Genomic DNA, 25,007 nt, shown 5'->3' with positions numbered 1-25,007 from the left:
CTGATGCAAAGTAACTCCCTGACGAGCCGCGACCTGGCGGCCGCCCTGACCGTGGTCGTGCTGTGGGGCGTCAATTTTGTGGTGATGAAGTTCGCGCTGCGCGACTTCACGCCGTTTCAGCTCGGAACGGCCCGCTATGTGTTCGCGGCGCTGCCGCTGGTGCTGCTGGTACGCCCGCCCAAGGTGGCCTGGAAATGGATCGCGGCCTACGGCTTGCTGCAGGGTGTGGGGCAGTTCGGCATCTTGTTTTTCGCGCTCAAGGTCGGTATGACGGCGGCGCTGGCCTCGGTGCTGCAGCAGACCCAGGTGTTCTGGACGGCGCTGTTTGGTTTTGTGCTGCTGCACGAGCGCGCCAGCCGCCCGCTGCAGGCCGGCCTGGCGCTCGCGGCCCTGGGCCTGGCCTGCTTCGCGCTCAACTACGTGGGCACGGACGGCAGCAGCGCCACCACGCCGCTGGGCTTTGTGCTCACGCTGTGCGCCGCGGCCATGTGGGCCATGTCCAACATCGTGGCGCGCCGCGTGCAGCAGACCTACAAGGACTATTCGCCGCTGGCTTTTGTGGTGTGGAGCAGCCTGGTCGCGGTGCTGCCGTTCGCGGCCCTCTCCTGGGCTTTCGACCCCGAGCCCCTGCGCTGGCACTGGCTGGAGGCACGCGCATCAAGCTGGGCCGCCGTGGCTTACCTGGGATGGGCCGCCACCATCCTGGGCTACGGCCTGTGGACCAATCTGCTCAAGCGCCACCCCGCGAACCGCGTCGCGCCTTTCAGCCTGGGTGTGCCTGTCGTCGGGCTGGCCACCGGCATGCTGGTGCTGGGCGAGGTCGTCACGGCCTGGCAATGGGCCGGTGTGGCTTTCGTGGTGGCGGCGCTGGCTTGTGTGATGCTGGGCGGGCGGGTGCTCAGGCCGCGCTCGCAGCAGGCTTGAGGTTGGCGGCCTGCGCCTCGCCAAACCAGGCTGCCAGCAGCTCCAGCGTGTAGCGCACCTTGGCCGGTTGCTCGCCGCGGCGCGGCGTGACGGCATACACCGGCACATCCGTCATGCGCCAGCCCGGAAGTATCGGCAGCAAACGGCCCTCGGCCAGCGCCGTGCGATCGTCCTCGCTCACCGCCATGCCTATGCCCCAGCCCGCGAGGTATAGCGCATGCAGCGCCGATACCTGCGATGCCTGCACGCGCGGCTCCAGCCGCAGGGTTTGCCGCTCCCCCTCCGGCCCCGTGAGTTCCAGCATGTCGACGCCGGCGGTTTGCGGCTTGCTCGCCAGCCAGTCGTGCTGCAGCAGGTCTCTTGGATGCGCGGGCCAGCCGCGTTCAGCCAGGTAGGCCGGGGAAGCGCAAAGCTGGCGCTTCATGACGCCGAGCTTGCGTGCCACCAGGGATGAGTCCGCCAACGAGCCGACGCGCAAAGCGATGTCTATGCGCTCTTCAACCAGGTCGATCAGCGTGTCGTCCAGCAGCAGGCACAGTGTGAGTTTGGGATGCCCGCGCAGCGGCGCCAGCGCTGCTGCCAGCAGGCTGCCAAAGCCGACAGGCGCTGTCAGGCGCAGTTCGCCCTCGGGTTCGTCGCGCAGGCGCACCAGGGCCTGCTCGGCCTCGCGCGCGGCGCCCACCATGGCCGCGCAACCGGCGTGGTAGCGCTCGCCGGCCTCGGTCAAGGTGATGCGCCGCGTCGAGCGATGCAGCAGCGCCAGGCCCAGCGCCTGCTCGAGCTGGCGCAAATGCTGGCTCACGGCCGAGGGCGTCATGCCCAGGCGGCGCGCCGCCGCCGTCAGCGAGCCCGCCGCCACCACCTCGGCAAAGACGGCCATGCGCTTGAGCTGGTCCAAGGATTTATCGCTCATTGATTAGTTGTACTTCACAGTGTTGTTGAATTTTGCCGTCTATTCAGCTGCTTGTGAAGCAATCAAACTAACAGCTTCTTTCAACCACAGGGCAATTTCCATCATGAACATCGCACTCATAGGCGCCACCGGTTTTGTAGGCGCACCGATTCTTTCCGAACTGCTGGGCCGCGGCCACCAGGTCACGGTGCTGGCCCGCAACCCCGGCAAAGTCGCGCCGCAAACAGGCCTCAAGGTCGTTGCCGCCGACGCGCTGGACGCCGGCCAGGTTGCCAGGGCCGTGGCCGGCCATGACGCCGTCATCAGCGCCTACAACCCCGGCTGGGGCGAACCCAAAATTTATGACCTGCACCTGCAGGCCAGCAAAGCCATCGTGGACGGCGTCAAACAGGCCGGCGTGAAGCGCCTGCTGGTGGTGGGCGGCGCGGGCAGCCTGTATGTGGCACCCGGCCTGCAACTGGTGGACACGCCGCAGTTCCCCGCCGAATACAAGCAGGGCGCGCTGGCCGCGCGCGAAGCGCTCAACCAGCTCAAGCTCGAAACCTCGCTGGACTGGAGTTTTGTCTCGCCTCCCATTGGGTTGGCGCCCGGCGAGCGTACCGGCAAATACCGGCTGGGGGGTGATGAGTTGCTGCCTGGCCAGGGGGAGAAGCCGGCGGGTATTTCCGTGGCCGACCTGGCCGTGGCGATTGTGGATGAGATTGAGACGCCTCGGCATGTGAGGCGTCGGTTTACGGCGGCCAATTAACGCTGATTGGCCATGCAGTGGGGGGCTTGCCGGGTCTTGCTCCGGCTTGCGCGCTCTTGCCCATTGCATAGGCTTGCTGGCCGGGTCTCGCCCCGGCGGGCGACTTACTTTCTTTTGCTTCGCCAAAAGAACGTAAGCAAAGAAAAGGCGACCCGCAGTCTGGGTCCCTCCGCTGCGCTACGGGCAACCTGCGGTGCTCGACTACGGCGGGGTCTCGCGCAAACTCGCCTTCGGCTCAAACAAGCGCGATCCCTGATCCGCCTACGTCTGCGCTCCTCGGCCCAGCCAGGACGGGGCAATCGGGAGCGGGGACAGAAAACCAAGAAGACAAATACAAACAAGGACACGCCATGGCGTGTCCTTGTTTCTTAGGTATTCGGTATTTTTCTGCCACCCCTTGTGGATGCGCCGAGGAGCGCAGGGCCAGACGGATCAGGGCAAAAACTTGTTTGAGCCGAAGGCGAGTTGTTTTTGACCCCGGCTGGACCGAGCACCGCAGGTTGCCCGTAGCGAAGCGAAGGGACGCAGACACCAGGGTCGCCTTTTCTTTTGCTTACTTTTCTTTTGGCGAAGCAAAAGAAAAGTGAGTAGCTGCCGGGCTACCCCCGGCCAACCACCCTCAGCAGAGTAAGCAGAAAGACGAGGCGAGGAGAAGGAGAGAAGGGGGAGAGCGCGCCCGCCGGAGCAAGACCCGGCTCAACCACCCTTCTCTTCTTTTGTCACCAACCAAATCCCGTAACAAACCAGCACCAGAGCCAAGCCGTTTTTCCACTCGAGGAAACGCTCGTCGAGGAACACCGCCGACAGCATGGTCCCAAAAATCGGCACCATGAAGTTGAAGACGGTGATCATGCTCACGCGGTTGTACTTCAGCAAAATCGTCCACAACGAGAACGCGGCCGACGACAGCACCACGAGGTAGACCATCAGCAAGGTGGACTTGAAGGTAAAGCCCGTCAGCGAACCACCGGTGGTAAAACCGATGAGCAGCAGGGCCAGGCCGCCTATGGCCAGTTGCCAGCCGGTCAACACCACCGAGTCCACGCGCTGCGAGACTTTTTTGCCGTAGATGCTGGCGGCCGAGAGCACAAAGGCGGCGATCACGACAAAGCCTTCACCTAGCAGCGTGAAGTCGAAGCTGAGCAGGCTCTCGCTGAAGTTCACCACCATCACGCCCGCAAAGCCCACCAGGCAGCCCAGCACTTTGTTGAAGCTGAGCCTGTCGTTTTTGTAGATGTAGTGCGCCAGCAGCACGCTGAAAAAAGTGCCGGTCGCATTCATGATGGAGCTCTTCACGCCCGTCGCGTAGGCCAGGCCGATGTAGAAGAACACATACTGCAGGCTGGTCTGTGTCAGGCCGACGATGGCGACCTGGCCGAAGGTCCGGCGGTCCAGCTGGAGCACCGGCTTGCGGCTGATAAAGGCGAACACCAGCAGCACCAGGCCGGCAAAAAGAAAACGCCAGCCCGCGAACACCAGCTTGGAGGGAATGTCGCCGGCGGTGATATGGAACAGCACATAGCCGTTCTTGATCGCCGGGTAGGCGCTGCCCCAGAGCAGGCAGCACAGCGAGGCCAGCAGGAAAACGATTTTGCGCTGGGTGAAAAAGGTGGAGCTGTTCAAAACCTGGATCCCGTGAAGAAAAGAAGGCGCGGCCCGGGCGCGGCGTGCGCCCGAGCGCATCGACGCAAATTACAGCAGGCGCGCCAGATAGCGTCCCGTATGGCTGGCCGGGTTGGCCGCGATGTCTTCCGGCGTGCCCACGCCCACCACGGTGCCGCCGCCGGCCCCCCCTTCGGGGCCCATGTCGACCAGCCAGTCGGCGGTCTTGATGACGTCCAGGTTGTGCTCGATCACGACAATCGTGTTGCCCGCGTCGCGCAGCTGGTGCAGCACCTTGAGCAACAGGTCGATGTCGGCAAAATGCAGGCCCGTCGTCGGTTCATCGAGGATGTACAGCGTGCGGCCGGTGTCGCGCTTGCTCAGTTCCAGCGCGAGCTTGACGCGCTGCGCCTCGCCGCCCGAGAGCGTGGTCGCGGCCTGGCCCAGCTTGATATAGGACAGGCCCACGTCCAGCAAGGTCTGCAGCTTGCGCGCGATGGTGGGCACGGCCTTGAAGAACTCGGCCGCGACTTCCACCGTGAGGTCCAGGATCTGCGCGATGTTTTTGCCCTTGTACTGGACTTCGAGCGTCTCGCGGTTGTAGCGCATGCCCTTGCAGACGTCGCAGGGCACATACACGTCGGGCAAAAAGTGCATCTCGACCTTGACCACGCCGTCGCCCTGGCAGGCCTCGCAGCGGCCACCGGCGACGTTGAAGGAAAAGCGCCCCGCGCCGTAGCCGCGTTCGCGGGCGGTGTTCATCTCGGCCATCAGTTCGCGTATCGGCGTGAAGAGGCCGGTGTAGGTGGCCGGGTTGCTGCGCGGCGTGCGGCCTATCGGCGACTGGTCGACGTTGATGACCTTGTCGAAGTGTTCTATGCCTTCGATGGACTCGTGCGCGGCGGGCTCTTCATGCGCGCGGTACAGCGTGCGGGCCACGGCGGCATACAGCGTGTCGTTGACCAGCGTGGACTTGCCCGATCCGGAAACACCGGTCACGCAGGTCAGCAGGCCCACCGGGAACTCGACGCTCACGCCCTTCAGGTTGTGGCCGGTGGCGTTGATGACGCGCAGCGCCTGCATGTCGCCCAGCGTGGCCTGGTGCACGGCCTCGCGCGCTGCGCGGCGTTCCGCGGCCGGGCTTTGCGGAAAGCGTGAAACTTTTTTCTTTTCCGCCGCTTCCACCGCCTTCACCGTCGGCAGCCATGGCGTGCGGCGCTTGGGTACGGCTATCTTCAGTGTCTGTGCCAGGTACTTGCCCGTCAGCGAGTCGGGGTTGTTCTTCACTTCGTCAAAGGTGCCCTGGGCCATCACGCGCCCGCCATGGATGCCGGCGCCCGGCCCCATGTCGATGACGTGGTCGGCCGCGCGGATCATGTCTTCGTCGTGCTCGACCACCAGCACGCTGTTGCCGATGTCGCGCAAATGCTTGAGCGTGCCGATCAGCCGGTCGTTGTCGCGCTGGTGCAGGCCTATGCTGGGTTCGTCGAGCACATACATCACGCCGGTCAGGCCCGAGCCTATCTGCGAGGCCAGGCGTATGCGCTGTGATTCGCCGCCCGACAGCGTTTCGGCGCTGCGGTCCAGGCTCAAATAGTTGAGGCCCACGTCGTTGAGGAACTTCAGGCGCAGGCCGATCTCGCGCACCACCTTGGCCGCGATCTCGGCCTTGGCGCCCTCCATCTTGAGGATATTGAAGTACTCAAAACTCTCGCGCAGCGTCGCATGGCTGATCTCGAAGATGGCCTTGCGCTGCGGTTGGGCGCCGCCCTCGGGCGCGCTGACCAGATAGACGTGGCGCGCCTCGGTGCGCAGCCGCGTGCCTTCGCACTCGGGGCAGGGCTGCACGCTGCGGTAGCGGGCCAGCTCCTCGCGCACAGCGGCGGAGTCGGTCTCGCGGTAGCGGCGCTCGAAGTTGGTGATCACGCCTTCGAAGGGGTGCTTTTTGCTGATCTTCTTGCCGGCGAAGTTGCCCGAGTCCATCACGTAGCTGAACTTGATTTCCTCGTCGCCCGAGCCGTGCAGCACGACCTGCTGCACGTTCTCGGGCAGCTCCTCAAAGGCCGTGTCGATGTTGAACTTGTAGTGCTTGGCCAGGCTTTCCAGCATGGCGAAGTAATAGCCGTTGCGCCTGTCCCAGCCCTTGACGGCGCCGCTGGCCAGGCTGAGCGAAGGGAAGGCCACCACGCGCGCCGGGTCGAAAAACTCCATGTGGCCCAGGCCGTCGCAGGTCGGGCAGGCGCCCACGGGCGAGTTGAAGGAAAAGAGCCGCGGCTCCATCTCGCTGAGTGAGTAGTCGCAGACCGGGCAGGAGAACCTGGCGCTGAACAGGTGCTCCTTGCCGGTGTCCATCTCCAGCGCGAGGGCCTTGCCGTCGGCCAGGCGCAGCGCGGCCTCAAAGCTTTCGGCCAGGCGCTGCTGCAGGTCGGCCCGCACCTTGACGCGGTCTATCACCACGTCGATGTTGTGCTTCTCGGTTTTCTTGAGTTTGGGCAGTTCGTCGAACTCGTAGGCCGTGCCGTCGACGCGAAAGCGCACATAACCCTGGGACTGCATTTCGGCGAACAGGTCCACGAACTCGCCCTTGCGGTCGCGCGCCACCGGCGCCAGGATCATCAGCTTGGTGTCTTCCGGCAGGGCCAGCACCGTGTCGACCATCTCGCTGACGCTTTGCGCCTGCAGCGGCAGGTCGTGGATGGGGCAGAACGGCGTGCCGGCGCGCGCGAACAAAAGGCGCAGGTAGTCGTGGATCTCGGTCACCGTGCCCACGGTGGAGCGCGGGTTGTGCGAGGTGGCCTTCTGCTCGATGGAGATCGCGGGCGACAGGCCCTCGATCATGTCCACGTCGGGCTTGTCCATCAGCTGCAAAAACTGGCGCGCGTAGGTGGACAGGCTTTCGACGTAGCGGCGCTGGCCTTCGGCATACAGCGTGTCGAAGGCCAGGCTGGACTTGCCGGAGCCGCTCAGCCCTGTGATGACCACCAGCTGGTTGCGCGGGATATCCAGGTCGATGTTCTTGAGGTTGTGCGTGCGCGCGCCGCGAATGCTGATGCGCTGCGCCGCCAGGGCCTGGGCCAGGTAGCGGGCCGGGGGCTCAGCGACGTGACGGCCTTCTGCGGCCTGGGAGGCGAGGTATTTGCTGTCGTCGGGAGAGTTCAAGATGTGGCAGCCGCAAAACTCTCCATCATAGACCGAAGCACCGTTTCAAGCACAATAGCTGTTTGAACAAGGTCCGGACGGCCGGGGCTTGTCCGCCAGAGCGGCCTAACTACCGGTTTGCCCTGGTCTGGGCCGCCTTTTGTCCGCTTTTGAGTCTTTTTTGCCTGTTTATCCCTTGTCCCAGCCCTCCGTCCCCCCGTCTTACCCCATGACCGCCACCGAGCGCCGCGCCAGCGCCTCGCTGGCGTCGATTTTTGCGCTGCGCATGCTGGGCTTGTTCCTGGTGCTGCCGGTGTTCGCGCTGGAAGCGGCCAGATACCCGGGCGGCGATGATCCGGCGCGCATCGGCCTGGCCATGGGCATCTACGGACTGACCCAGGGCCTGCTGCAGATCCCCTTCGGCATCGCCTCGGACTGGTGGGGCCGCAAACCGGTGATTATTTCCGGCCTGGTCATATTTGCCCTGGGCAGCTTTATCGCGGCCTGGGCGCCCGACCTGGACTGGCTGGTCGCCGGCCGGGCGCTGCAGGGCGCGGGCGCGATTTCGGCGGCCGTCACCGCGCTGCTGGCCGACTCCACGCGCGACGAGGTGCGCACCAAGGCCATGGCGCTGGTGGGCAGCAGCATCGCGCTGATGTTCGCCCTCTCGCTGCTCGTGGCGCCGCTGCTGGCGGCCTCCATCGGCCTGCACGGCCTGTTTTCCCTGACCGGCGCGCTGGCCTTGGGCGGCATCGCGGTGGTCCTGTGGTGGGTGCCGCCCGAGCCGCTGGAGCACGCGAATCGCCCGCGCGGCAGCGTGCTCGAAGTCCTCAGGGATCCGGCCCTGCTGCGGCTGGATTTCGGCGTTTTTGTGCTGCATGCGGTGCAGCTGGCCATGTGGGTGGCGATACCGGCGCTGCTGGTGGCGGCCGGCCTCGACAAGGCCCGCCACTGGCAGGTTTACCTGCCGGCGGTGCTGGCGTCCTTCCTGGTGATGGGCATGACGCTGTTCCCGCTGGAGCGGCGCGGCTACCTGCGCGCCGCCTTCCTGGGCGCCGTGGGCCTGGTTTTTGTGGTGCAGCTGGGCCTGCTGTGGGCGGTGTCCTCCAGCCCGGGGCCGCACGGCCTGGGCCTGCTGGCCGTCTTGCTGTTCCTGTTTTTCTGCGGTTTTAATGTGCTGGAAGCCACCCAGCCCAGCCTGGCCTCCCGTGTGGCGCCCGCCCATGCGCGTGGCGCGGCGCTGGGGGTGTACAACACCCTGCAGTCGCTGGGCTTTTTTGCCGGCGGCGCTATCGGCGGCTGGGTCACCAAAACCCAGGGTGCGGCGGGGCTTTTTATGCTGTGCGGCGGCCTGATGCTGGCCTGGCTGCTGGTGGCCTGGCCCATGCGGGCGCCCGGGCGCCATGCGGTCGCCTCTGGTCAGGCTCTGCCGGGCCGGCCAGTTAAACTGTGAGTTATTCATAAATAGCAGGGCCCCGCTCTGTAGATCAGCTCAGGAGAACCCCTCATGGCATCCGTCAATAAAGTCATCGTCGTCGGCAATCTGGGCCGCGACCCCGAAATGCGCAGCTTCCCGAGCGGCGACCAGGTCGCCAACGTCACCATCGCCACCACCGACCGGTGGAAAGACAAGCAGACCGGCGAAATGAAGGAAGCCACCGAATGGCACCGCGTGGTGTTCAACGGCCGCCTGGCCGAAATCGTCGGCCAGTACCTGCGCAAGGGCTCGCAGGTCTATGTGGAAGGTTCGCTGCGCACGCGCAAGTGGACCGACAAGGACGGCATCGAAAAATACACCACCGAAATCCGCGCCGACCAGATGCAGATGCTGGGCAGCCGCCAGGGCATGGGCGGCCCCGGTGGGGACGACGGCGGTGGCGGCGGCTACGAAGCCCCGCGCCAGTCGGCCCCGGCGCGCGCGCCGGCGGCAGCCGCGCCACGCCAGGCCCCTGCGGCCTCCAAGCAGGCCAGCGGTTTTGACGACATGGATGACGACATTCCGTTCTAAATACGGAAAAGTTCTTTTGATTAAAGCCCGCGCTCCCAGAGGAGGGCGGGCTTTTTCTTTTCTTTTTTCCTAGTTGTGGCCCATGGCCTGGCGGACCAGCAGCGTGTCGGTGAACTGCTCGAAGGCCACGATCTTGCCGTTTTGCAGATGCCAGATGTGGGCGACACGGGCCTGCAGGTCCTTGCCCGTGGCGCGGTAAGTGCCGCGGTAGCTCCCCACCCCGACGATGTGCTCGCCGCCGTCGATCAGGCTTTGCAGCTCGAAGCGATAGCCGATCCAGTCCCTGCCCAGTACGGCAAAGACGTTCTCGGCCACCGCTTGCGGCCCGACCCAGGTGCCCGCGCAGGGAAACCCCGCCATCTCGGTCCAGCGCACCTGGGGCGACACATGGGCCATCATTGCGTCGATGTTTCCCTGCGCCGACGCGGCATAGTGCGCGCGGACGATGTCGATGTTCGACATCATGGCCTCAACCCCATTTCATCTCGCCCTTGGCGACTTTGGCGCCGATTTGCAGCGCCACGCCCATGCCGGCGTTCGGGTAGCGCCGGGTCATGGCCGCGATCAGGGCGCCGCTGTCGGCGGACTTGGCCAGCACTTCCTCGAAAGCCACGAGGTAGTCGCGTGTGTATTGGATCGCGCTTGCGTCCACCGCCGCCGTGACAGCCATGTGGCCGGGGACGACCACGGCGGGTTTGCGCGCGGCCATGGCGTCAAGCGTTTTCACCCATGCGGCGCGGGCCTCCGCGCCCTGCGTGTCGGCGGTCCACACGTGAACGCCGGAGAACAGCAGCACGCCGCCGAAGATGGCGTTCAGCGAAGGCACCCAGATATAGCGGCGATTGGCAAGGCCGTCGACGTCGACGATCTCCAGGGTCTGGCCTTCCAGGGTCAGGGTCCGGCCGTCGAAGGCTTCGGGCATCACGATGTCGGCCAGGGCCTGCGGGCCGTTTTCCTTGAGCTGGGGGCCCCAGGTCGCCAGTTTCTTTTCCACATTGCCCTTGATGGCCGCTATCGTGGCCGGCGCGGCGATCACCTTGGCATCGGGAAATGCCGCCTTGATGGGCGCGAGGCTGAAGTAGTAGTCAGGGTCGCTCTGGCTGATGTAAATGGTCGTGAGCTTTTTGCCCGTGGCCTTGATGGCCTCGGCCAGCGCCTTGCCGTCGGGAAGCGTGAAGCCGCCGTCGATCAAGACGGCCTCGCGCTCGCCGGAGATTAGGACCGGGGCACGGAAGAATCCATGCTCGCCGGCGGGAAAGTGTTTCCAGGTCAGATTGGTATTGGCAGCCATAGCGCTTTTCACTCCTAAGATGGCCGTCGCGACACCCGCGGCGGCTACGGTTTTGAGGGTTTCTCTTCGTGTTGTCATGGTTCGCTTTCTCACGGTTAACTAAAAAAGATTCGCTGGCACGAGCTTCAATTCAGGCCCGGCTCAGGCTGTTTCGAGCTCGCTGATCAGCGCACGGGGGTTGGAATAGAAGGCCGCGTGATTCACGATCCAGCGCTTCGCGCCCGATTCGGCAACCAGGGTCGGCACGCCGTGGGCGCCGAACTCCCGCATCAGGGCCTGTGCCCGGCCGGTGCGCGATCGATTTGCCGCGAGCAGCGCTTCGTCGGGCTGCATGACCATGGTTGCCGCCTGCTCAAGGCCCAGCCCGCGCAGAACGTCCGCCAGTGTGGCCAAGGAGCTCACGTCCTTGCCGTCCACATAACGCGCACTTTGTATGGCCTTGAGGGCTTCGAGCTCCCTGGCCGGCGCGGTCAATGACACGGCCGTCAGCGCCACCGTAGCGGGGCCGCTGTCGAAAAGCCGCTGGCGATCGCCGAGAACCTGCTGGCGGTACTGCTCGCTGAAGCGCTGACCGGTCAGGCGTTCTATGCGCTGGTCGTTGGACCAGGCGTAGGCGGCGAACTCGCTGTCCATGGGCCTTGCGCCCGCGCCCGAGAACAAGCCGGTGGGCAGCAATTCGACGCTGACGTCGGGGATTTCCAGCAAGGCGGAGAGCACCGGCGTGGCGCCGTAGCACCAGCCGCACAGCGGGTCGAAGAGGTAATGCAGGGTCTTGGTCATGGTTTGTTGGCTCACTGACTGTGATCGTAGGCACTATCAATTGACTGTTAAAGACATCTCTGATAAACACAATGTATGTTTAAAGCAAACAATCACGACGACAGCGGCCTCGGAGGGCTGGGAAACCTGAGGCGCCTGGCCTACTTCGCGGCGGTGGTGGAAACCGGCTCCTTCACCGCGGCGGCGGATCGGCTGGGCATCACCAAGGCCGTGGTCAGCCAGCAGGTCGCGCGGCTGGAGCGCGAGTTCCGCACCTCGCTGCTGGTGCGCACCACGCGCAAGGTGCAGCCCACCGCACTGGGCCAGGCCTTTTACCTGCGTTGCGCGCTGATCCTGCGCGAGGCCGGGAATGCTTTCGACGACCTGGCTGAAACTTCGGCGGAGCCTTCCGGCATGCTGCGGCTCACCGCTCCCTTCGACTATGGCGTGGGTGTCGTGGTGCCGGCCATCGCCGCCTTTACCCGGCGCTACCCCGCGTGCAAGGTCGATGCGGTCTTAAGCGACCAGACCATGGACCTGATGTCCGGCAACTTCGAACTGGCGATCCGTGTCGGCTGGCTGGCTGAAACCAGCTTGCAGGCCCGAAAAATCGGCTCCTTCCGGCAACTGCTGGTGGCGCCGCCGGCCATGAAGGCACAGGTGGAGCGGCTCACGCGTCCGCAAGACATCGCCACGCTGCCTTTCGTCGCCAATACCGCCTTGCGTGAGCACCTTAGCTGGAATTTCTCGCTCAACGAGATAAAGCGCGAGGCCGTGACTGTGCAGGCCTCGATTTTTCTCGATGCCACACTGGCCGTGCGCGAAGCCGTATGCCAGGGTGCGGGGCTCTCGGTGCTGCCGGACTATGCGGTGGCCGGCGACCTTGCGGCCGGCCGCCTTATCGAGGTCCTGCCGCAATGGCAGCTGCCTTCGGGCGGCATCCACGCGGTGTTTCCGGCCGCGCGCTTTCGTCCGGCCAAAGTCCGCGCCTTTGTCGACCTGCTGGCGGACAGGGCGCAGCAAGGGCAGGCCGTCAGCGAGGTTAAGGAAGGCTGAGTTTCAGCAGCGCCGCCCCGGCTCCCATGACCTGCCGCCTTCCAGCGCGACGAACAGGGCATGGCCGCCGCTGATGTCGCCATGGCCGCGCGCGCGCCTGGCAGCCGCCGCGGCCTTGCGCGCCAGCGCCGCGAAGCCGCGGGCCGCCACAAAAGCCAGGAAGGCCGCGCCGCCCAAGGGCCGGGCCAGCAGGGCGCCGGCCAGGGCCGGGCGGCGGGGCTCCCAGTGCAGGCTCACACCCCGCGTGCTTTGCGCGGGCTCTATCACCGCGTTCTCGTGGTCGCCAAGGCGCACGCGTTGGCCGGCAGCGATGAAGTGGTCGCCGGGGTCCTTGCCCCGCGTGAGCCAGAGCCGGCCGCGCAGCACCGTCAATTCACCGCCGCGCCGGGGCAGGCGCAGCGCCTGGCCGGGCAGCAGGCGCCGGGCCCCGCCGCGAAACACGGCGTCTTTGGGTTTTGTCTTCATCATCAAGCTCTTGGGGTGTCGTCGCTGTCGTTAAAGCCCGGCGAGGGCGTGCAGCGCGGGGTTGTCGATCTGGCCGGCGAGCAAGCCGGCCGCGGCCGTGCTCGCGCTGTCGCCCAGCGCGCCGCGGTGCAGGCAGGCGCGCACCGTGAGCTCGCGCATGCCGCTGCGCGCGGCCAGGTCCTGCAGCTCGTTGATCCAGGCCGAGGCCTGGGGCATGGCATCGGCCACCGCGACGCCGCACAGCGCATCGAGCGCGTAGCCCTTGCCCCACAGGTAGGCGTCGGGCAGGCGCACGCAGCGCGCCAGCGCGTCGATGAGGATTTCGGCCGCGCGCCGCGGTTCGCCACGCGCCATGGCCACCCGCCCCAATCCGCGGCCGGCAATGCCTTCCCAGCAAGGGTCGCCGATCTGGCAGCCGAGCGCAAAGGCATGCTCGAAACGGTTCGCGGCGGCCTCCACGTCGCCGCGCAGCAGGTCGACCTCGGCCCGCAGCGACTGCGGCCAGGGCACAAAAGCGGTCCAGCCCGGCTGGGCCAGGGCCACCGAGCGGTCCAGGGCGTCGGCGGCGGCGTCCAGCTCGCCGTGCAGCAGCAGCGCGCGCCCCAGCATGGACAGCGCATAGGCAAGCTGTTTGGGGTCGCCGGCCGCGGCGCCCAGCGCCTCGGCTTCGCGCAGCAGGCTGATGGCGGCCGCGTAGTGCGCGGTGTCGCTGAGCGCGCTGCCGTGCACCGTGGCGATGCGCGCCCGCTCCGCGCGGTCGCTGCCCGCCAGCGGCGCGGCGCGCTGCAGCCAGGCCAGCGTGCGCTCGTAGCGGCCGCGCAGGAATTCGACATAACCGAGCTCGCGGCAAGCCGCCGCGGCGAGCGCAGGTGAGGCGTCCCGGCCCACCTCCAGGGCTTCGTGAAGCGCCGTGGCGCCTTCCTCGTCGCGGCCGCGGGCGGCATGCACCAGCGCGCCGCCCAGGGCCACGCGGGCACGCGCGCGCAGCGCCGTGTCGCCGGTGGCGTCGGCCTCGACGATGGCGCGGCGCAGGCATTGCAGGCCGGCGTCGAGCGCTCCGGCGCCTATGGCGGCCTCCCCGGCCTCCAGCTGCGCCAGTGCCGCGGCGCGCCCGGTGGCCGGCCGCGCGGTGGGCGTCGCGGTGGCGGTGCGCAGGGCGGCATCCAGTGTGGCGCCCGGCTGCACGCCGAGTTCGCGCTGGAACAATTCACGGCAGGCGGCGGCCTGGCGCGCCGCGCCCACACCGTCGCCGCAAGCGGCCAGGCTGCGCACCAGCAGCGCCTGGTAGTTTTCGTCCAGCGGGTTCTGGCGCACCAACCGGGCGGCCAGTGTGGCGGCTTCGGCCATGGCACCTGCCGCCATGCGGGCCAGCGCGGCCTCACGCAGCACGGCCTCGGCGGCGGCCTGAAGGTGGCGGCGTTCCGTGGCGAGCCAGACCTCGAAGGCCGGGCTGCCTGAAAAATTCATGCCTTCGAGCAGCTCGCGGTCCAGGCCGGGCACGCACAGGGCTTGCGCCCAGCTTCCCGACAGCACGGCCCCGAGGTCGAGGTAGGTCGCGGGCGCCAGCGCAAGCGCCAGCAGGTCGCCGCGCAAATCCGCGCTGTCCAGCAGGCGCCGCAGTTCACTGAGGTTCCAGCGCAAGGCGGCCAGCGGGTCTTCGGCATCCTCGAACAGCAGCCCCGCCAGCTGCTTGCGGCTGACCGGCGACTCACTGCGGACCAGGTAGGCCAGCAGGCCCCAGACCTTGTGGCCGCGCGGCGCCGGCAAGGGCTTGCCGTCCCGCTCCACCCGCGGCGGGCCGAGCAGGTGGATGGCAAGCCCCAAAGGCGGCATGTCGTTCGGGGCTTGCGGATCCACGGGCGGGCCTCAGGCTTCGGCGGTGGTGGGGTCTATGACGCCGGTGACCCGCGCGACGGAGTCCGCCGGGAAGCCGCCCCTGCGCGCATGTTCCCTCACGAGTTCCTCGCTGGCGGCGTTGTAGACGCAGTACATCTTGCCTCCCGTCAGGTAGCTTTGCACCCACTGCACCTCGGGGCCGAGTTCGCGCAGCACGCCGCACGATTTCTGGGAAATGGAGTGCAGCTCGGCTGGCTTGAGGGCGCCGAGTCCGGGGATGGCACGTTCGATCACGAATTTGGGCATAACAGTCTCCGTTGAGTGAATGGAGACCCGACGATAGGCAGTGTACGTGTGAGCCGGCGTGTGAGGGTAAAGCTCCGCATGAAGACATCGGCCTATCCGATCTGTGCCTGTTTTCTTACAAATCGGCCGGGGGAAATGCATTGTTCGTGGATAGCATCGAGGGTGTTTGCCACGCCTGCCCGGGCACGGCCGGCATCCCACACCTTTAAAAAAATGATGAACCGTCTCCCTTTGCTCTCTTTGCCGCGCGGCATCCTGCGCGGTTTCGCCCTTGCGCTGGGCGGGCTGTGCGCGGCCGCGACTGCCCTGGCCGGCGGCAACGTCGAGCCGATTACCGACATTCTCCCGGCCACGGGCAGCGCCGGGCTCGGCATGGTGATGCGCGTCGAGCGCTCGCCCTACAAGGACGCGGGCAGCCGCTACGACCTGCTGCCGCTCTACCTTTACGAAGGCGAGCGGCTGTTCCTGCATGCCAACCGCGGCGGCGTGAAGCTGCTCAACGGCGACGAGCGGCGGCTGGACCTTTTTGTGGAGCAGCGCCTGGAAGGCTTTCCCACCGAGCGCCTGCCGGCCAGCCTGGCCGGCATGTCGGCGCGCGACTCCGCCATCGACCTGGGCCTGGCCTACCGCTGGCGCCAGCCCTGGGGCACGCTGCAAGCCGAGCTGGTGCACGACATCGGCAACACCTACAAGGGCAATGAATTTCGCCTGGGCTACACCTATGACTGGCGCTCCGGCCCCTGGATGCTGCGCCCCAGCCTGACGGTGGCGTTTCGCGATGCCAAACTCAACAACTATTACTACGGGGTGCAGGCCGGCGAGGCCACGGCGAGCCGTCCCGCCTATGCGCCGGGCGCGGGTGTGCAGACCTCGCTGGGGCTTTACGGTTCTTATGACTTGACGGAGCGCTGGCGCCTGCTGGCCGGCGTGTCGGCGACCTTCCTGGGCAACAAGGTCAAGGACAGCCCCATCGTGCAAAAAAGCGTGCTGCCCGCGGTGTATGTGGGCGCGGCCTACGACTTCGGCGGCCACAAGCGCGAATGGGCCGAGAACGACACGCCCACCTACTTCAAGGTGCTGTACGGCAAGTCCACCGAGGACGGCTGCCACCTGGCCAAGATCATCACGGCGCAGTGCCTGTCGACGGCCAAGACCAATGCCACCAGCATCACCGGCATCCAGGTCGGCAAGCCCTTTCTCAACAACGTGAACGGCTGGCCGCTGGACTTCATCGGCTATGTGGGCTTGACGCAGCACAACGAGCGCGGCCTGCAGGCCAACGGCGTGCAACTCGATCTGTTCATGAAGGCCGTGTACTCGGGCTTCCCCTGGAGCGACCGCGTGAAGACCCGGCTGGGCCTGGGCGTGGGGGTGTCCATGGCGCAGCGCGCCCCTTACATCGAGTCTTCCAGCCTGGCGGCCAACGGCAAGCCGGCTTCGCGCATGCTCAACTTCCTGGACCCGACCCTGGACGTGAGCCTGGGTGATTTGATCGGCTACCGGCCGCTCAAGGAAACCTATATCGGCTTCGGCGTGTCGCACCGCTCGGGCATTTTTGGTTCGTCGCGCCTGCTGGGCAACGTCAACGGTGGCTCCAACTACATCTACACCTACGTCGAAACGGCGCTGTGACGCGCCGCGCCAGCGTGGGGCGGCGTGGCCGCGGGCTGGTTCTGCACATTGCTGGCGGTGATCACGCCGCCGCCCAGGCAGACCTCGCCCTGGTAAAGCACGGCCGATTGCCCGGGCGTGACCGCCCACTGAGCATCGGCAAATGCCAGCACGCAGCTGTCGCTGCCGGCCTGGCGCAGCTCGCAGGCCGCGTCGGCCTGCCGGTAGCGTGTCTTGGCGGCCATGGCGCCGGGCGCGGGCGCAAGGCCGGCTACCCAACTGCAGTCCTGCGCCGTCAACACCGTCGATTGCAGCCAGGGATGGTCATGGCCCTGCACCACCCACAGCGTGTTGGTCTCCAGGTCCTTGCGCGCCACAAACCAGGGTTCGTGCTCGCCCACGCCGCGCAGCCCGCGCGCCTGCGCGGCCTTGAGGTCGGCGCCCTTGGCTTTGACGCCGCCTATGCCCAGGCCCTGGCGCTGGCCCAGCGTGTAAAAGGACAGTCCCACATGTTCGCCGAGCACGCGGCCCTTGTCGTTCTTGATGGGGCCGGGCGCCTTGGCGATGTAGCGGTTCAGGAAATCGCGGAAGGGGCGCTCGCCGATAAAGCAGATGCCGGTCGAGTCTTTTTTCTTCGCGTTGGGCAGGCCGATCTCGTCGGCGATGCGGCGCACCTCGGTCTTGTGCAGCTCGCCCACCGGGAACAGTGTCTTTGACAGCTGCGCCTGGTTCAGGCGGTGCAGGAAATAGCTCTGGTCCTTGGCCGGGTCCAGGCCCTTGAGCAGTTCGTGCAGGCCGGTGGCTTCATTCTTGCGGACTCTCGCATAGTGGCCGGTGGCGATTTTTTCGGCACCCAGGCGCATGGCGTGGTCCAGGAAGGCCTTGAACTTGATCTCGGCGTTGCACAGGATGTCGGGGTTGGGTGTACGGCCGGCCTGGTATTCGCGCAGGAATTCGGCGAACACGCGGTCCTTGTAGTCGGCCGCGAAATTGACGTGCTCTATCTCTATGCCTATCACGTCGGCCACCGCGGCGGCGTCGACAAAATCGATGTTGGACGAGCAATACTCGCTGTCGTCGTCATCTTCCCAGTTCTTCATGAAGATGCCTATGACCTCGTGGCCCTGCTGTTTGAGCAGGTGCGCCGTCACCGCGGAGTCCACCCCGCCGCTCAGGCCGACGACGATGCGTTGCCGCTTGCCGCCGTGGCTGTGTGTGTTGATTTGCGGGTTGCCCATGGCCCCATTGTAAAAAGGCGAAGGCTTTTGCGCCGGCTTCGGGCCTTACGGCCCTGCCGGCCCTACGGCTGTAGGCCAAAGGCGGGTGCCCGCCAGGGGCAAACCACCGGCTTTGCTGAGCCATTCGGACTAATGTCGAGGGCCGCGGCGCGTCGCCGCGCATGTTTCCAGCACAATGGAAAGCCCCTTCTTGCAGGAGCTGCCACTTTGCAAAGACGTCAATTTCTTTCCCGCACCGGCCGGGCTGCCACGGCGGCAGGTATGGCCGCAGGGCTGCCATGGCTTTCGTCGCTGGCCCAGGCCGCGGGCCTCAAACCCGTGGGCAAGGCCCAGGCCTTCGACTACGCGGCGCTCAAGGGCCAGGCGCGCGACCTGGCCGCCAAACCCTACCGGAGCCGGGCTGTGGCCTTGCCCTCCGGTATTGCGGACCTGAACTGGGACCAGCACCAGGCCATCCGTTTTCGGGACGACCATGCCTTGTGGGGCGATGACAAGCTGCGTTTTGTGGCCAAATTTTTCCACCTCGGCCTGTATTTCAAGACGCCGGTGCGCATGCACGAAGTGAGCAACGGCCAGGCCCAGGAGCTGGCTTATGACCCGGCCATGTTCGACTACGGGAAAAGCGGCGTGCGCGGCGAGCAGCTGTCCGCCGACCTCGGTTTCGCCGGCTTTCGCCTCAATTTCCACACCGACCCGGTGCGTGACGTGGCGGCCTTCCTGGGCGCCAGCTACTTTCGCGCGGTGGGCGGCGAATGGCAGTACGGCCAGTCGGCACGGGGCCTGGCCATCGACACGGCGCAAACCTTCCCGGAGGAGTTTCCGGATTTCATCGGCTACTGGCTTGAAAAGCCGGACCCGAAAGCGGCTTCACTGACCGTCTACGCCCTGCTGGACTCGCCGAGCGTCAGCGGCGCCTACCGCTTTGTGATCACGCCGGGCGACACGCAGATCATGGACCTGGACGTGGCGCTGTACCCGCGCAAGACCATAGACCGCCTGGGCATCGCGCCGTGCACCAGCATGTTCCAGACCGGCGAAAACGACAGGCGCATGGGCTGGGACTGGCGCGGCGAAATCCACGACACCGACGGCCTGGCCATGCACAGCGGCGCGGGCGAATGGCTGTGGCGCCCCCTGACCAACCCGGCGCAACTGCAGTTCAACGCCTTCCAGGACGACAACCCGCGCGGTTTCGGCCTGATGCAGCGCGACCGGAACTTTGACCACTACCAGGACGACGGCGTGTTCTATGAAAAACGCCCCAGCCTGTGGGTCGAGCCCAAGGCGGGTTGGGGCGCCGGCGCGGTGCAGCTGGTGGAGATCCCGACCGTGGACGAAACCTTTGACAACATCGTGGCCTTCTGGAACCCCAGGGACAAGCCGCAGGCGGGACAGGAGTTGCTGTTTTCCTACCGGCTGCACTGGGGCGGCCAGCCGCCCGCCGCGCAAGGGCCGCTGGCGCGCTGCGTGGCCACACGCACCGGCCTGGGCGGCGTGGTGGGGCAAAAGCGCACCGCCTACTCACGGCGTTTTGCGGTCGACTTTGCGGGCGGCGACTTTGCGTTGCTGAAAGCCGAGGCCCCGGTCAAGGCCGTGATCACCGCTTCGCGCGGCACGGTTGAATTGACTTCGGCCCGGCCGCTGGACGCCATCAAGGGGTGGCGTGCCATGTTCGACCTGCGTCCCGATGGTGAGAGCACGTCACCCATCAACCTGCGCATGCATTTGCAGGTCGACGGCCAGCCCTTGACGGAAACCTGGCTCTACCAGTGGGCGCCGCCGCCCGTGGCGCAACGGATTCTTTACTGAGCCCCGGGCTGGCTCAGCGGCGCATGCACGCTGGCATCCGTGGTCACCAGCTCCAGTGGGTAGCGCTTGCCGGCCAGGTAGTCTTCCAGGCAGGTCAGCAGCAGGGGGCTGCGGTGCATGGGCACGCTGGCGCGGATCTCGTCGGCCGTCAGCCAGACGGTGCGCACAATGCCTTCGTCCAGCGCCTGGCCGGGGACGTGGTCGCCGAGCTCGCCGCAAAACGCGAAGCGCAAATAGGTGATGTCCAGCGGCTGGTCCTGGCCGGGCACGGCGCGCTCGAAGCGCGACAGGTAGACGCCGACGATGGCCGTCGGCTTGAAGTGCCAGGCGGCCTCCTCCAGCGTTTCGCGGGCACAGGCCTGAACCGGGCTTTCACCCGGGTCCAGGTGGCCGGCGGGGTTGTTGAGCTTGAGGCCGTCCCGGGTTTCTTCCTCTACCAGCAGGAACCTGGGGACGCCGTCGATTACTTTTTCTATGACCGCAGCGACCGTGACGCTGGGTTTCCATCGGTTGTTCATGGCGGTGATTATCCGTGGCGCGCGTGACGGTGCTTGTGGGTGTTTTTCCCCGCCCGGGTTGTCACGGCGCCGGCGCCGGCTGCGCGGCGCCGAAGCCGCAGGCAAAACTCTCGCGCAGGTGCTCGACAAAACATTGCACGGCCTTGGGCACCTGGGCCGACCAGGGCCTCAGGGCGTAAATGCGCTCGCCGAAGAAACCCTGCACCTGCCAGTCGGGCAGCACATGGACCAGGGGTGCTGGCTGGCCACCGCCCCGGGGCACGCTGAAGTCCGGCAGCAGCCCTATACCCAGGCCGGCCACCAGCGCCTCGCGCAGCACTTCGCTGTTGTTGGCCTTGAGCGTGCCGCTGATGCTGACGCCGACCTGCTCGCGCGACTTGCGTTTGCCGTTGCGCATAAAGGTCCAGCTGGCCGTGTTGTGGTTGCCCAGGTAAAGCAGGCAGTCGTGACCCGCGAGCTCCGCGGGCTGGGTGGGCACGCCGCGCCGCGCCAGGTAGTCGGGGCTGGCCAGCAGGATGGAGCGCGTTTCGCACAGCACCCAGGCCACATGGGTGTCGGGCGGCGTGTTGGTGTGGCGTATCGCGAGGTCAAAACCCTCGTTGGCCAGGTTCACGAAGCGGTCGGTCAGCTCGAGCTCGATGTGGATCTCGGGAAAGCGCTTGAGAAAGGCCGCCACGCAGGGCGCCAGGTGCTGGCGCCCCAGCGCCACCGGCGCCGTCACGCGTATCAGCCCGCGCGGCGTGCCCACCAGGTCTTTCACGGCCGAATAGCTTTCGCTGATGCGGGCAAAGGCCGGCTGCATGCCGTTGACCAGCTGCTGGCCGGCTTCGGTCAGGCCCACCGAGCGTGTGGTGCGCCGCACCAGCATCACGCCGGCGGCGCGCTCCAGCTCGCTGATGCGCATGCTGGCCGAGGCCTTGGAGACGCCCAGGCGGCGCGCCGTCTCGGTGAAGCTGCGGGTGGCCGCCAGCACCGTCAGCAGGTGCAGGTCGGCCACCAGGGGGGAGAGCTGGTCGGAAGACATGGTGCGGGCGCCGGGTCGCCCCAGCCCTCGATTGTTCAGGAATATGAACAATGTAATCACAAATGAGGGAGTTATCAATCCGGCCCTGCCGGCCTAGACTGCCAGCAAGCCGCCCCTTTCGGGCGCCTGCCGGCCGCCAGGCCACCTCCAGAGGATTTCCCCATGTCTTTATCCCCCGCCGCCACCGCTCCCCTGGCCACCATAGGCCACTACCTCAACGGCCGCGTCGCCGCGCCGACCTCGGGCCGCAGCCAGGAAGTCTTCAACCCCGCGACCGGCGCGGTGTCGGGCCACGTCGCGCTGGCCAGCACGGCCGAGGTCGACGCCGCTGTCGCGTCCGCGCAGGCGGCCTTCCCGGCCTGGGCCGACACGCCGCCGCTGCGCCGCGCGCGCGTGCTGTTCAAGTTCCTGGAGCTGCTCAACCAGAACAAGGACAAGCTGGCCCACATGATCACCGCCGAGCACGGCAAGGTCTTCACCGATGCGCAGGGCGAGGTTTCGCGCGGCATCGATATCGTGGAATTCGCCTGCGGCATCCCGCAGCTGCTCAAGGGCGATTTCACCGACCAGGTCAGCACCGGCATCGACAACTGGACGCTGCGCCAGCCCCTGGGCGTGGTGGCCGGCATCACGCCTTTCAACTTCCCGGTGATGGTGCCGATGTGGATGTTCCCGGTGGCGATTGCCGCCGGCAACTGTTTTGTGCTCAAGCCCAGCCCGATAGACCCCAGCCCCAGCCTGTTCATGGCCGACCTGCTCAAGCAGGCGGGCCTGCCCGACGGCGTCTTCAACGTGGTACAGGGCGACAAGGAGGCGGTCGACGCGCTGCTGGTGCACCCCGACGTCAAGGCCGTGTCCTTTGTCGGCTCCACGCCGATTGCCAATTACATCTACGAAACCGGCGCCCGCCACGGCAAGCGCGTGCAGGCCCTGGGCGGCGCGAAGAACCACATGGTGGTCATGCCCGACGCCGACCTCGAGCAAGCAGTGGACGCGCTGGTAGGCGCGGGCTACGGCTCGGCCGGCGAGCGCTGCATGGCGATCTCGGTGGCGGTGCTGGTCGGCAATGTGGCCGACAAGCTGGTGCCCATGCTGGAGGCGCGCGCCAAAACGCTGGTGGTCAAGAACGGCGTGGAGCTCGACGCCGAGATGGGCCCCATCGTCACCGCGGCCGCGCACCAGCGCATCACCGGCTATATCGACACCGGCGTGAAGGAAGGCGCAAAGCTGCTGGTCGACGGCCGCGGCTTCAAGGGCGCGCAGGCCGGCGCCGGCTGCGACAAGGGCTTCTGGATGGGCGGCACGCTGTTCGACCACGTCACACCCGGGATGCGCATCTACAAGGAAGAAATCTTCGGCCCGGTGCTGGGCTGCGTGCGCGTGAAGGATTTCGCCGAGGCGGTGGAGCTCATCAACGCCCATGAGTTCGGCAATGGTGTGAGCTGCTTTACCCGCGACGGCCATGTGGCGCGCGAATTCAGCCGCCGCATCCAGGTCGGCATGGTCGGCATCAATGTGCCCATTCCCGTGCCCATGGCCTGGCACGGCTTCGGCGGCTGGAAAAAGAGCCTCTTTGGCGATATGCACGCCTATGGCGAAGAGGGCGTGCGCTTTTACACCAAGCAGAAATCCATCATGCAGCGCTGGCCTGAAAGCATAGGCAAAGGCGCCGAGTTCGTGATGCCAACGGCCAAGTAGCACAGGGCACGAAGGGCTGCGACAGCCCCGTCGGCCGCATGGCGGCTGGCGGGGCTTTTCTTATGGGCGGCCGCAGGACACGCAAAAACTATAGACTGCCCTGACAAAAAATCGCAAAAATCTCATGTAAGCTTCATGACAGGTACAAATACAGACACGCAGAAGACAGATCACGCACAAGCCCAGCCACGGGCTGATGTCCACCAAGCCCATACCAACGTACTGAGGAGAGACCCATGCTGATTGGGGTACCCGCCGAAATCACGGCCGGAGAAACACGCGTCGCCATCACGCCCGAGACGGCCAAAAAACTCAAGGCCCAGGGGCACACCATCCGTGTGCAGTCGGGTGCCGGCGTCGCCGCCAGCGTTCCCGACGAGGCCTACACGGCCGTCGGCGCCGAGATCACCGACGCAGCGGGCGCCTACGGCGCCGACATCGTGCTCAAGGTGCGTTGCCCGCTGGACAGCGAAATGGGACTGGCCAAAGCCGGCGGCGTGCTGGTCGGCATGCTCAATCCTTTTGATGCCGCCGGCCTGCAGCGCCTGGCCGCCGGCAAGCTGACCGCCTTTGCCCTCGAAGCCGCGCCGCGCACCAGCCGCGCGCAAAGCATGGACGTGCTGTCCTCGCAGGCCAATATCGCCGGCTACAAGGCCGTGATGATGGCCGCCGACCGCTACCAGCGCTTTTTCCCCATGCTGATGACGGCGGCCGGCACGGTCAAGGCCGCGCGCGTTGTGATCCTGGGTGTCGGCGTTGCCGGCCTGCAGGCCATCGCCACGGCCAAGCGCCTGGGCGCGGTGATTGAGGCCAGCGACGTGCGCCCTAGCGTGAAAGAACAGGTCGAATCGCTGGGCGGCAAGTTCATCGACGTGCCTTATGAAACCGACGAAGAGCGCGAAGCCGCCGTCGGCGTGGGCGGTTATGCCAAGCCCATGCCGCCCAGCTGGCTGGAGCGGCAAAAGGCCGAGGTTGCCAAACGCGTGGCGCAGGCCGACGTGGTCATCACCACGGCATTGATTCCGGGCCGGGCCGCGCCGGTGCTGGTCACCGAAGAGATGGTCAAGGCCATGAAGCCCGGCAGCGTGATCGTCGACCTGGCCGCGCCGCAAGGCGGCAACTGCCCGCTGACCGAAGCCGGCAAGACCGTGGTCAAGCATGGCGTGACCTTGATCGGCGAAACCAATGTGCCGGCGCTGGTCGCGGCCGACGCCAGCGCGCTCTACGCGCGCAACCTGCTCGACTTCCTCAAGCTCATCATCACCAAAGAGGGTGAGCTCAAGGTCGACCTGGAAGACGACATCGTCGCGGCCTGCCTGATGACGCAGGGCGGCGAGGTGAAGAAAAAATGACGGGCAGGCTGCTCTCGCTGGCGATGTTCACAGCCGCAATGGCTGTTCTGCCTGCGCATGCCGAAGCCGTCAAGGTGGGCAGGGCCAACATCGAGCTGCCGGAGGGAAACTGGAAAGCGCTGACGACCAGCGACGGACAAGACAAAGTGGACGGCAATGGCACGGGGGGTGCGCTGCCTACCGAAACCCGTTCGTTTGCCTTTATCTCGGGCGGCCGCGTGATGGCCATTCTTTATGTGGACTCGTCGAAGAGCGGGGGGCTGCGTGTCAACTGGGTCAATACCTGCACGAGCAACCAGAATGTCCATGCCCTGAACCTGACGAAAGATCCCAATGCGCTCGAATGCGTCCGGGCGTCAATTCCTTTAAAGGCCGAGCAGTACCTCAAGCGCGCCATGCCTGAGGTGCTGAGTGCCATGGAAAACAGCGGCATGACCGTGCCACCGGCCTTGCAAGCCATCGGCGTGACGGTAGGCAGCTCCGGCGGCACCGGCATGCACGTTAATCTGCTTGTGGCGCCTGGCTTTCTCGGTTTGCAGGGCGAAGAAGCTTCAACCCTTCCGGCGTACCTGAAACCCGGCCAGCTTGTGTGGGCGCGCCAGCTGGCCGCGGCCGTCAAGGGCAGCGTCTACTCCATGAGCGGCAACATGACCCTCCCTCCCTTGGCCTTTGCCACTCCCCGCGTTACTTCATCAACTTCTCAATAGGCGA

At 66.2% G+C, this 25,007-nt stretch carries 22 protein-coding genes; 10 read left to right on the top strand and 12 right to left on the bottom strand.

Going from position 1 to position 25,007, the window contains the following annotated elements:
* The first annotated feature begins 3 nt into the window (after positions 1–3).
* Entirely contained in the window at positions 4–924 is a 921-nt protein-coding gene (locus AC1DUN_RS19445; protein WP_477715399.1) for an EamA family transporter, read from the top strand.
* On the opposite strand, the gene AC1DUN_RS19440 is transcribed toward AC1DUN_RS19445, so the two are convergent.
* A complete protein-coding gene (locus AC1DUN_RS19440) occupies positions 899–1,837 on the bottom strand; it encodes a LysR family transcriptional regulator (protein WP_477662921.1) in 939 nt (312 codons plus the stop codon). The genes AC1DUN_RS19445 and AC1DUN_RS19440 overlap by 26 nt on opposite strands.
* A 103-nt stretch (positions 1,838–1,940) precedes the next feature.
* On the opposite strand from AC1DUN_RS19440, the gene AC1DUN_RS19435 reads away from it, so the two are divergent.
* The gene (locus tag AC1DUN_RS19435) at positions 1,941–2,585 is read left to right on the top strand and encodes an NAD(P)-dependent oxidoreductase (protein WP_477715398.1); all 645 of its coding nucleotides are present in this window, start codon (positions 1,941–1,943) and stop codon (positions 2,583–2,585) included.
* A gap of 696 nt (positions 2,586–3,281) precedes the next feature.
* On the opposite strand, the gene AC1DUN_RS19430 is transcribed toward AC1DUN_RS19435, so the two are convergent.
* Together AC1DUN_RS19430 and uvrA are read right to left on the bottom strand one after the other, a co-directional pair.
* On the bottom strand, positions 3,282–4,208 hold the full coding sequence (locus tag AC1DUN_RS19430; RefSeq protein ID WP_477715397.1) for a DMT family transporter: 927 nt from the start codon (positions 4,206–4,208) through the stop codon (positions 3,282–3,284).
* Between the two features lie 69 nt (positions 4,209–4,277).
* Positions 4,278–7,346 carry an excinuclease ABC subunit UvrA gene (uvrA, locus tag AC1DUN_RS19425; RefSeq protein ID WP_477715396.1) on the bottom strand — a complete coding sequence of 1,023 codons (3,069 nt, stop codon included), beginning with the start codon at positions 7,344–7,346 and terminating at the stop codon, positions 4,278–4,280.
* Between the two features lie 208 nt (positions 7,347–7,554).
* On the opposite strand from uvrA, the gene AC1DUN_RS19420 reads away from it, so the two are divergent.
* Both AC1DUN_RS19420 and ssb read left to right on the top strand, forming a co-directional pair.
* Entirely contained in the window at positions 7,555–8,778 is a 1,224-nt protein-coding gene (locus tag AC1DUN_RS19420) for an MFS transporter (protein WP_477715395.1), read from the top strand.
* A 54-nt stretch (positions 8,779–8,832) separates the two neighbouring features.
* A complete protein-coding gene (gene ssb, locus AC1DUN_RS19415; protein WP_074580455.1) occupies positions 8,833–9,333 on the top strand; it encodes a single-stranded DNA-binding protein in 501 nt (166 codons plus the stop codon).
* Positions 9,334–9,402: 69 nt separating this feature from the next.
* Here the strand turns inward: ssb and AC1DUN_RS19410 are convergent, their stop codons facing one another.
* The 3 genes from AC1DUN_RS19410 to AC1DUN_RS19400 all read right to left on the bottom strand — a co-directional run bounded on the left by AC1DUN_RS19410 (position 9,403) and on the right by AC1DUN_RS19400 (position 11,404).
* Positions 9,403–9,798 carry a nuclear transport factor 2 family protein gene (locus AC1DUN_RS19410; RefSeq protein ID WP_477715394.1) on the bottom strand — a complete coding sequence of 132 codons (396 nt, stop codon included), beginning with the start codon at positions 9,796–9,798 and terminating at the stop codon, positions 9,403–9,405.
* A gap of 4 nt (positions 9,799–9,802) precedes the next feature.
* Entirely contained in the window at positions 9,803–10,702 is a 900-nt protein-coding gene (locus AC1DUN_RS19405; protein WP_477715393.1) for an MBL fold metallo-hydrolase, read from the bottom strand.
* 63 nt (positions 10,703–10,765) lie between these two features.
* Positions 10,766–11,404, bottom strand: coding sequence for a DsbA family protein (locus AC1DUN_RS19400; RefSeq protein ID WP_477715392.1), 639 nt, complete (start codon positions 11,402–11,404; stop codon positions 10,766–10,768).
* A gap of 75 nt (positions 11,405–11,479) precedes the next feature.
* On the opposite strand from AC1DUN_RS19400, the gene AC1DUN_RS19395 reads away from it, so the two are divergent.
* Complete coding sequence (locus AC1DUN_RS19395) at positions 11,480–12,439, top strand: LysR family transcriptional regulator (RefSeq protein WP_477715391.1); 960 nt, start codon at positions 11,480–11,482, stop codon at positions 12,437–12,439.
* 3 nt (positions 12,440–12,442) lie between these two features.
* Here the strand turns inward: AC1DUN_RS19395 and AC1DUN_RS19390 are convergent, their stop codons facing one another.
* The 3 genes from AC1DUN_RS19390 to AC1DUN_RS19380 are packed head-to-tail and all read right to left on the bottom strand — an operon-like array spanning position 12,443 to position 15,046.
* The gene (locus AC1DUN_RS19390) at positions 12,443–12,904 is read right to left on the bottom strand and encodes a DUF2917 domain-containing protein (RefSeq protein ID WP_477715390.1); all 462 of its coding nucleotides are present in this window, start codon (positions 12,902–12,904) and stop codon (positions 12,443–12,445) included.
* A 30-nt stretch (positions 12,905–12,934) separates the two neighbouring features.
* On the bottom strand, positions 12,935–14,761 hold the full coding sequence (locus AC1DUN_RS19385) for an AfsR/SARP family transcriptional regulator (RefSeq protein ID WP_477715389.1): 1,827 nt from the start codon (positions 14,759–14,761) through the stop codon (positions 12,935–12,937).
* 9 nt (positions 14,762–14,770) lie between these two features.
* Entirely contained in the window at positions 14,771–15,046 is a 276-nt protein-coding gene (locus tag AC1DUN_RS19380; RefSeq protein WP_477662908.1) for a DUF4242 domain-containing protein, read from the bottom strand.
* A gap of 213 nt (positions 15,047–15,259) precedes the next feature.
* Here AC1DUN_RS19380 and AC1DUN_RS19375 point away from each other — a divergent pair, with 213 nt between their 5' ends.
* A complete protein-coding gene (locus tag AC1DUN_RS19375) occupies positions 15,260–16,678 on the top strand; it encodes a MipA/OmpV family protein (protein WP_477715388.1) in 1,419 nt (472 codons plus the stop codon).
* Here the strand turns inward: AC1DUN_RS19375 and mnmA are convergent.
* Positions 16,657–17,895 (bottom strand): tRNA 2-thiouridine(34) synthase MnmA, encoded by a 1,239-nt coding sequence (mnmA, locus tag AC1DUN_RS19370; RefSeq protein ID WP_477715387.1) that lies wholly within the window; start codon positions 17,893–17,895, stop codon positions 16,657–16,659. The genes AC1DUN_RS19375 and mnmA overlap by 22 nt on opposite strands.
* Positions 17,896–18,156: 261 nt before the next feature.
* Here mnmA and AC1DUN_RS19365 point away from each other — a divergent pair, with 261 nt between their 5' ends.
* Positions 18,157–19,704 (top strand): OpgD/OpgG family glucan biosynthesis protein, encoded by a 1,548-nt coding sequence (locus AC1DUN_RS19365; protein ID WP_477715386.1) that lies wholly within the window; start codon positions 18,157–18,159, stop codon positions 19,702–19,704.
* Here AC1DUN_RS19365 and AC1DUN_RS19360 read toward each other — a convergent pair.
* Both AC1DUN_RS19360 and AC1DUN_RS19355 read right to left on the bottom strand, forming a co-directional pair.
* Complete coding sequence (locus AC1DUN_RS19360) at positions 19,698–20,222, bottom strand: NUDIX hydrolase (RefSeq protein WP_477715385.1); 525 nt, start codon at positions 20,220–20,222, stop codon at positions 19,698–19,700. The two genes, AC1DUN_RS19365 and AC1DUN_RS19360, sit on opposite strands and share 7 nt — an antisense overlap.
* A gap of 61 nt (positions 20,223–20,283) precedes the next feature.
* The gene (locus tag AC1DUN_RS19355) at positions 20,284–21,246 is read right to left on the bottom strand and encodes a LysR family transcriptional regulator (RefSeq protein WP_477715384.1); all 963 of its coding nucleotides are present in this window, start codon (positions 21,244–21,246) and stop codon (positions 20,284–20,286) included.
* A 162-nt stretch (positions 21,247–21,408) separates the two neighbouring features.
* Between AC1DUN_RS19355 and AC1DUN_RS19350 the strand changes: the two genes are divergently transcribed.
* The 3 genes from AC1DUN_RS19350 to AC1DUN_RS19340 all read left to right on the top strand — a co-directional run bounded on the left by AC1DUN_RS19350 (position 21,409) and on the right by AC1DUN_RS19340 (position 25,003).
* Positions 21,409–22,944 (top strand): CoA-acylating methylmalonate-semialdehyde dehydrogenase, encoded by a 1,536-nt coding sequence (locus tag AC1DUN_RS19350; protein WP_477715383.1) that lies wholly within the window; start codon positions 21,409–21,411, stop codon positions 22,942–22,944.
* Positions 22,945–23,180: 236 nt separating this feature from the next.
* Positions 23,181–24,296 (top strand): Re/Si-specific NAD(P)(+) transhydrogenase subunit alpha, encoded by a 1,116-nt coding sequence (locus AC1DUN_RS19345; RefSeq protein WP_477715382.1) that lies wholly within the window; start codon positions 23,181–23,183, stop codon positions 24,294–24,296.
* Positions 24,293–25,003, top strand: a complete 711-nt coding sequence (locus AC1DUN_RS19340) for a hypothetical protein (protein ID WP_477715381.1) — start codon at positions 24,293–24,295, stop codon at positions 25,001–25,003. The genes AC1DUN_RS19345 and AC1DUN_RS19340 overlap by 4 nt, the downstream gene beginning before the upstream one ends.
* The last annotated feature ends 4 nt before the right edge of the window (positions 25,004–25,007 follow it).

Source organism: Polaromonas sp. P4_F6 (genome assembly GCF_056401275.1).
The sequence above is the reverse complement of the archived record's forward strand: the minus strand, read 5'-3'. Positions and strand labels throughout refer to the sequence as shown.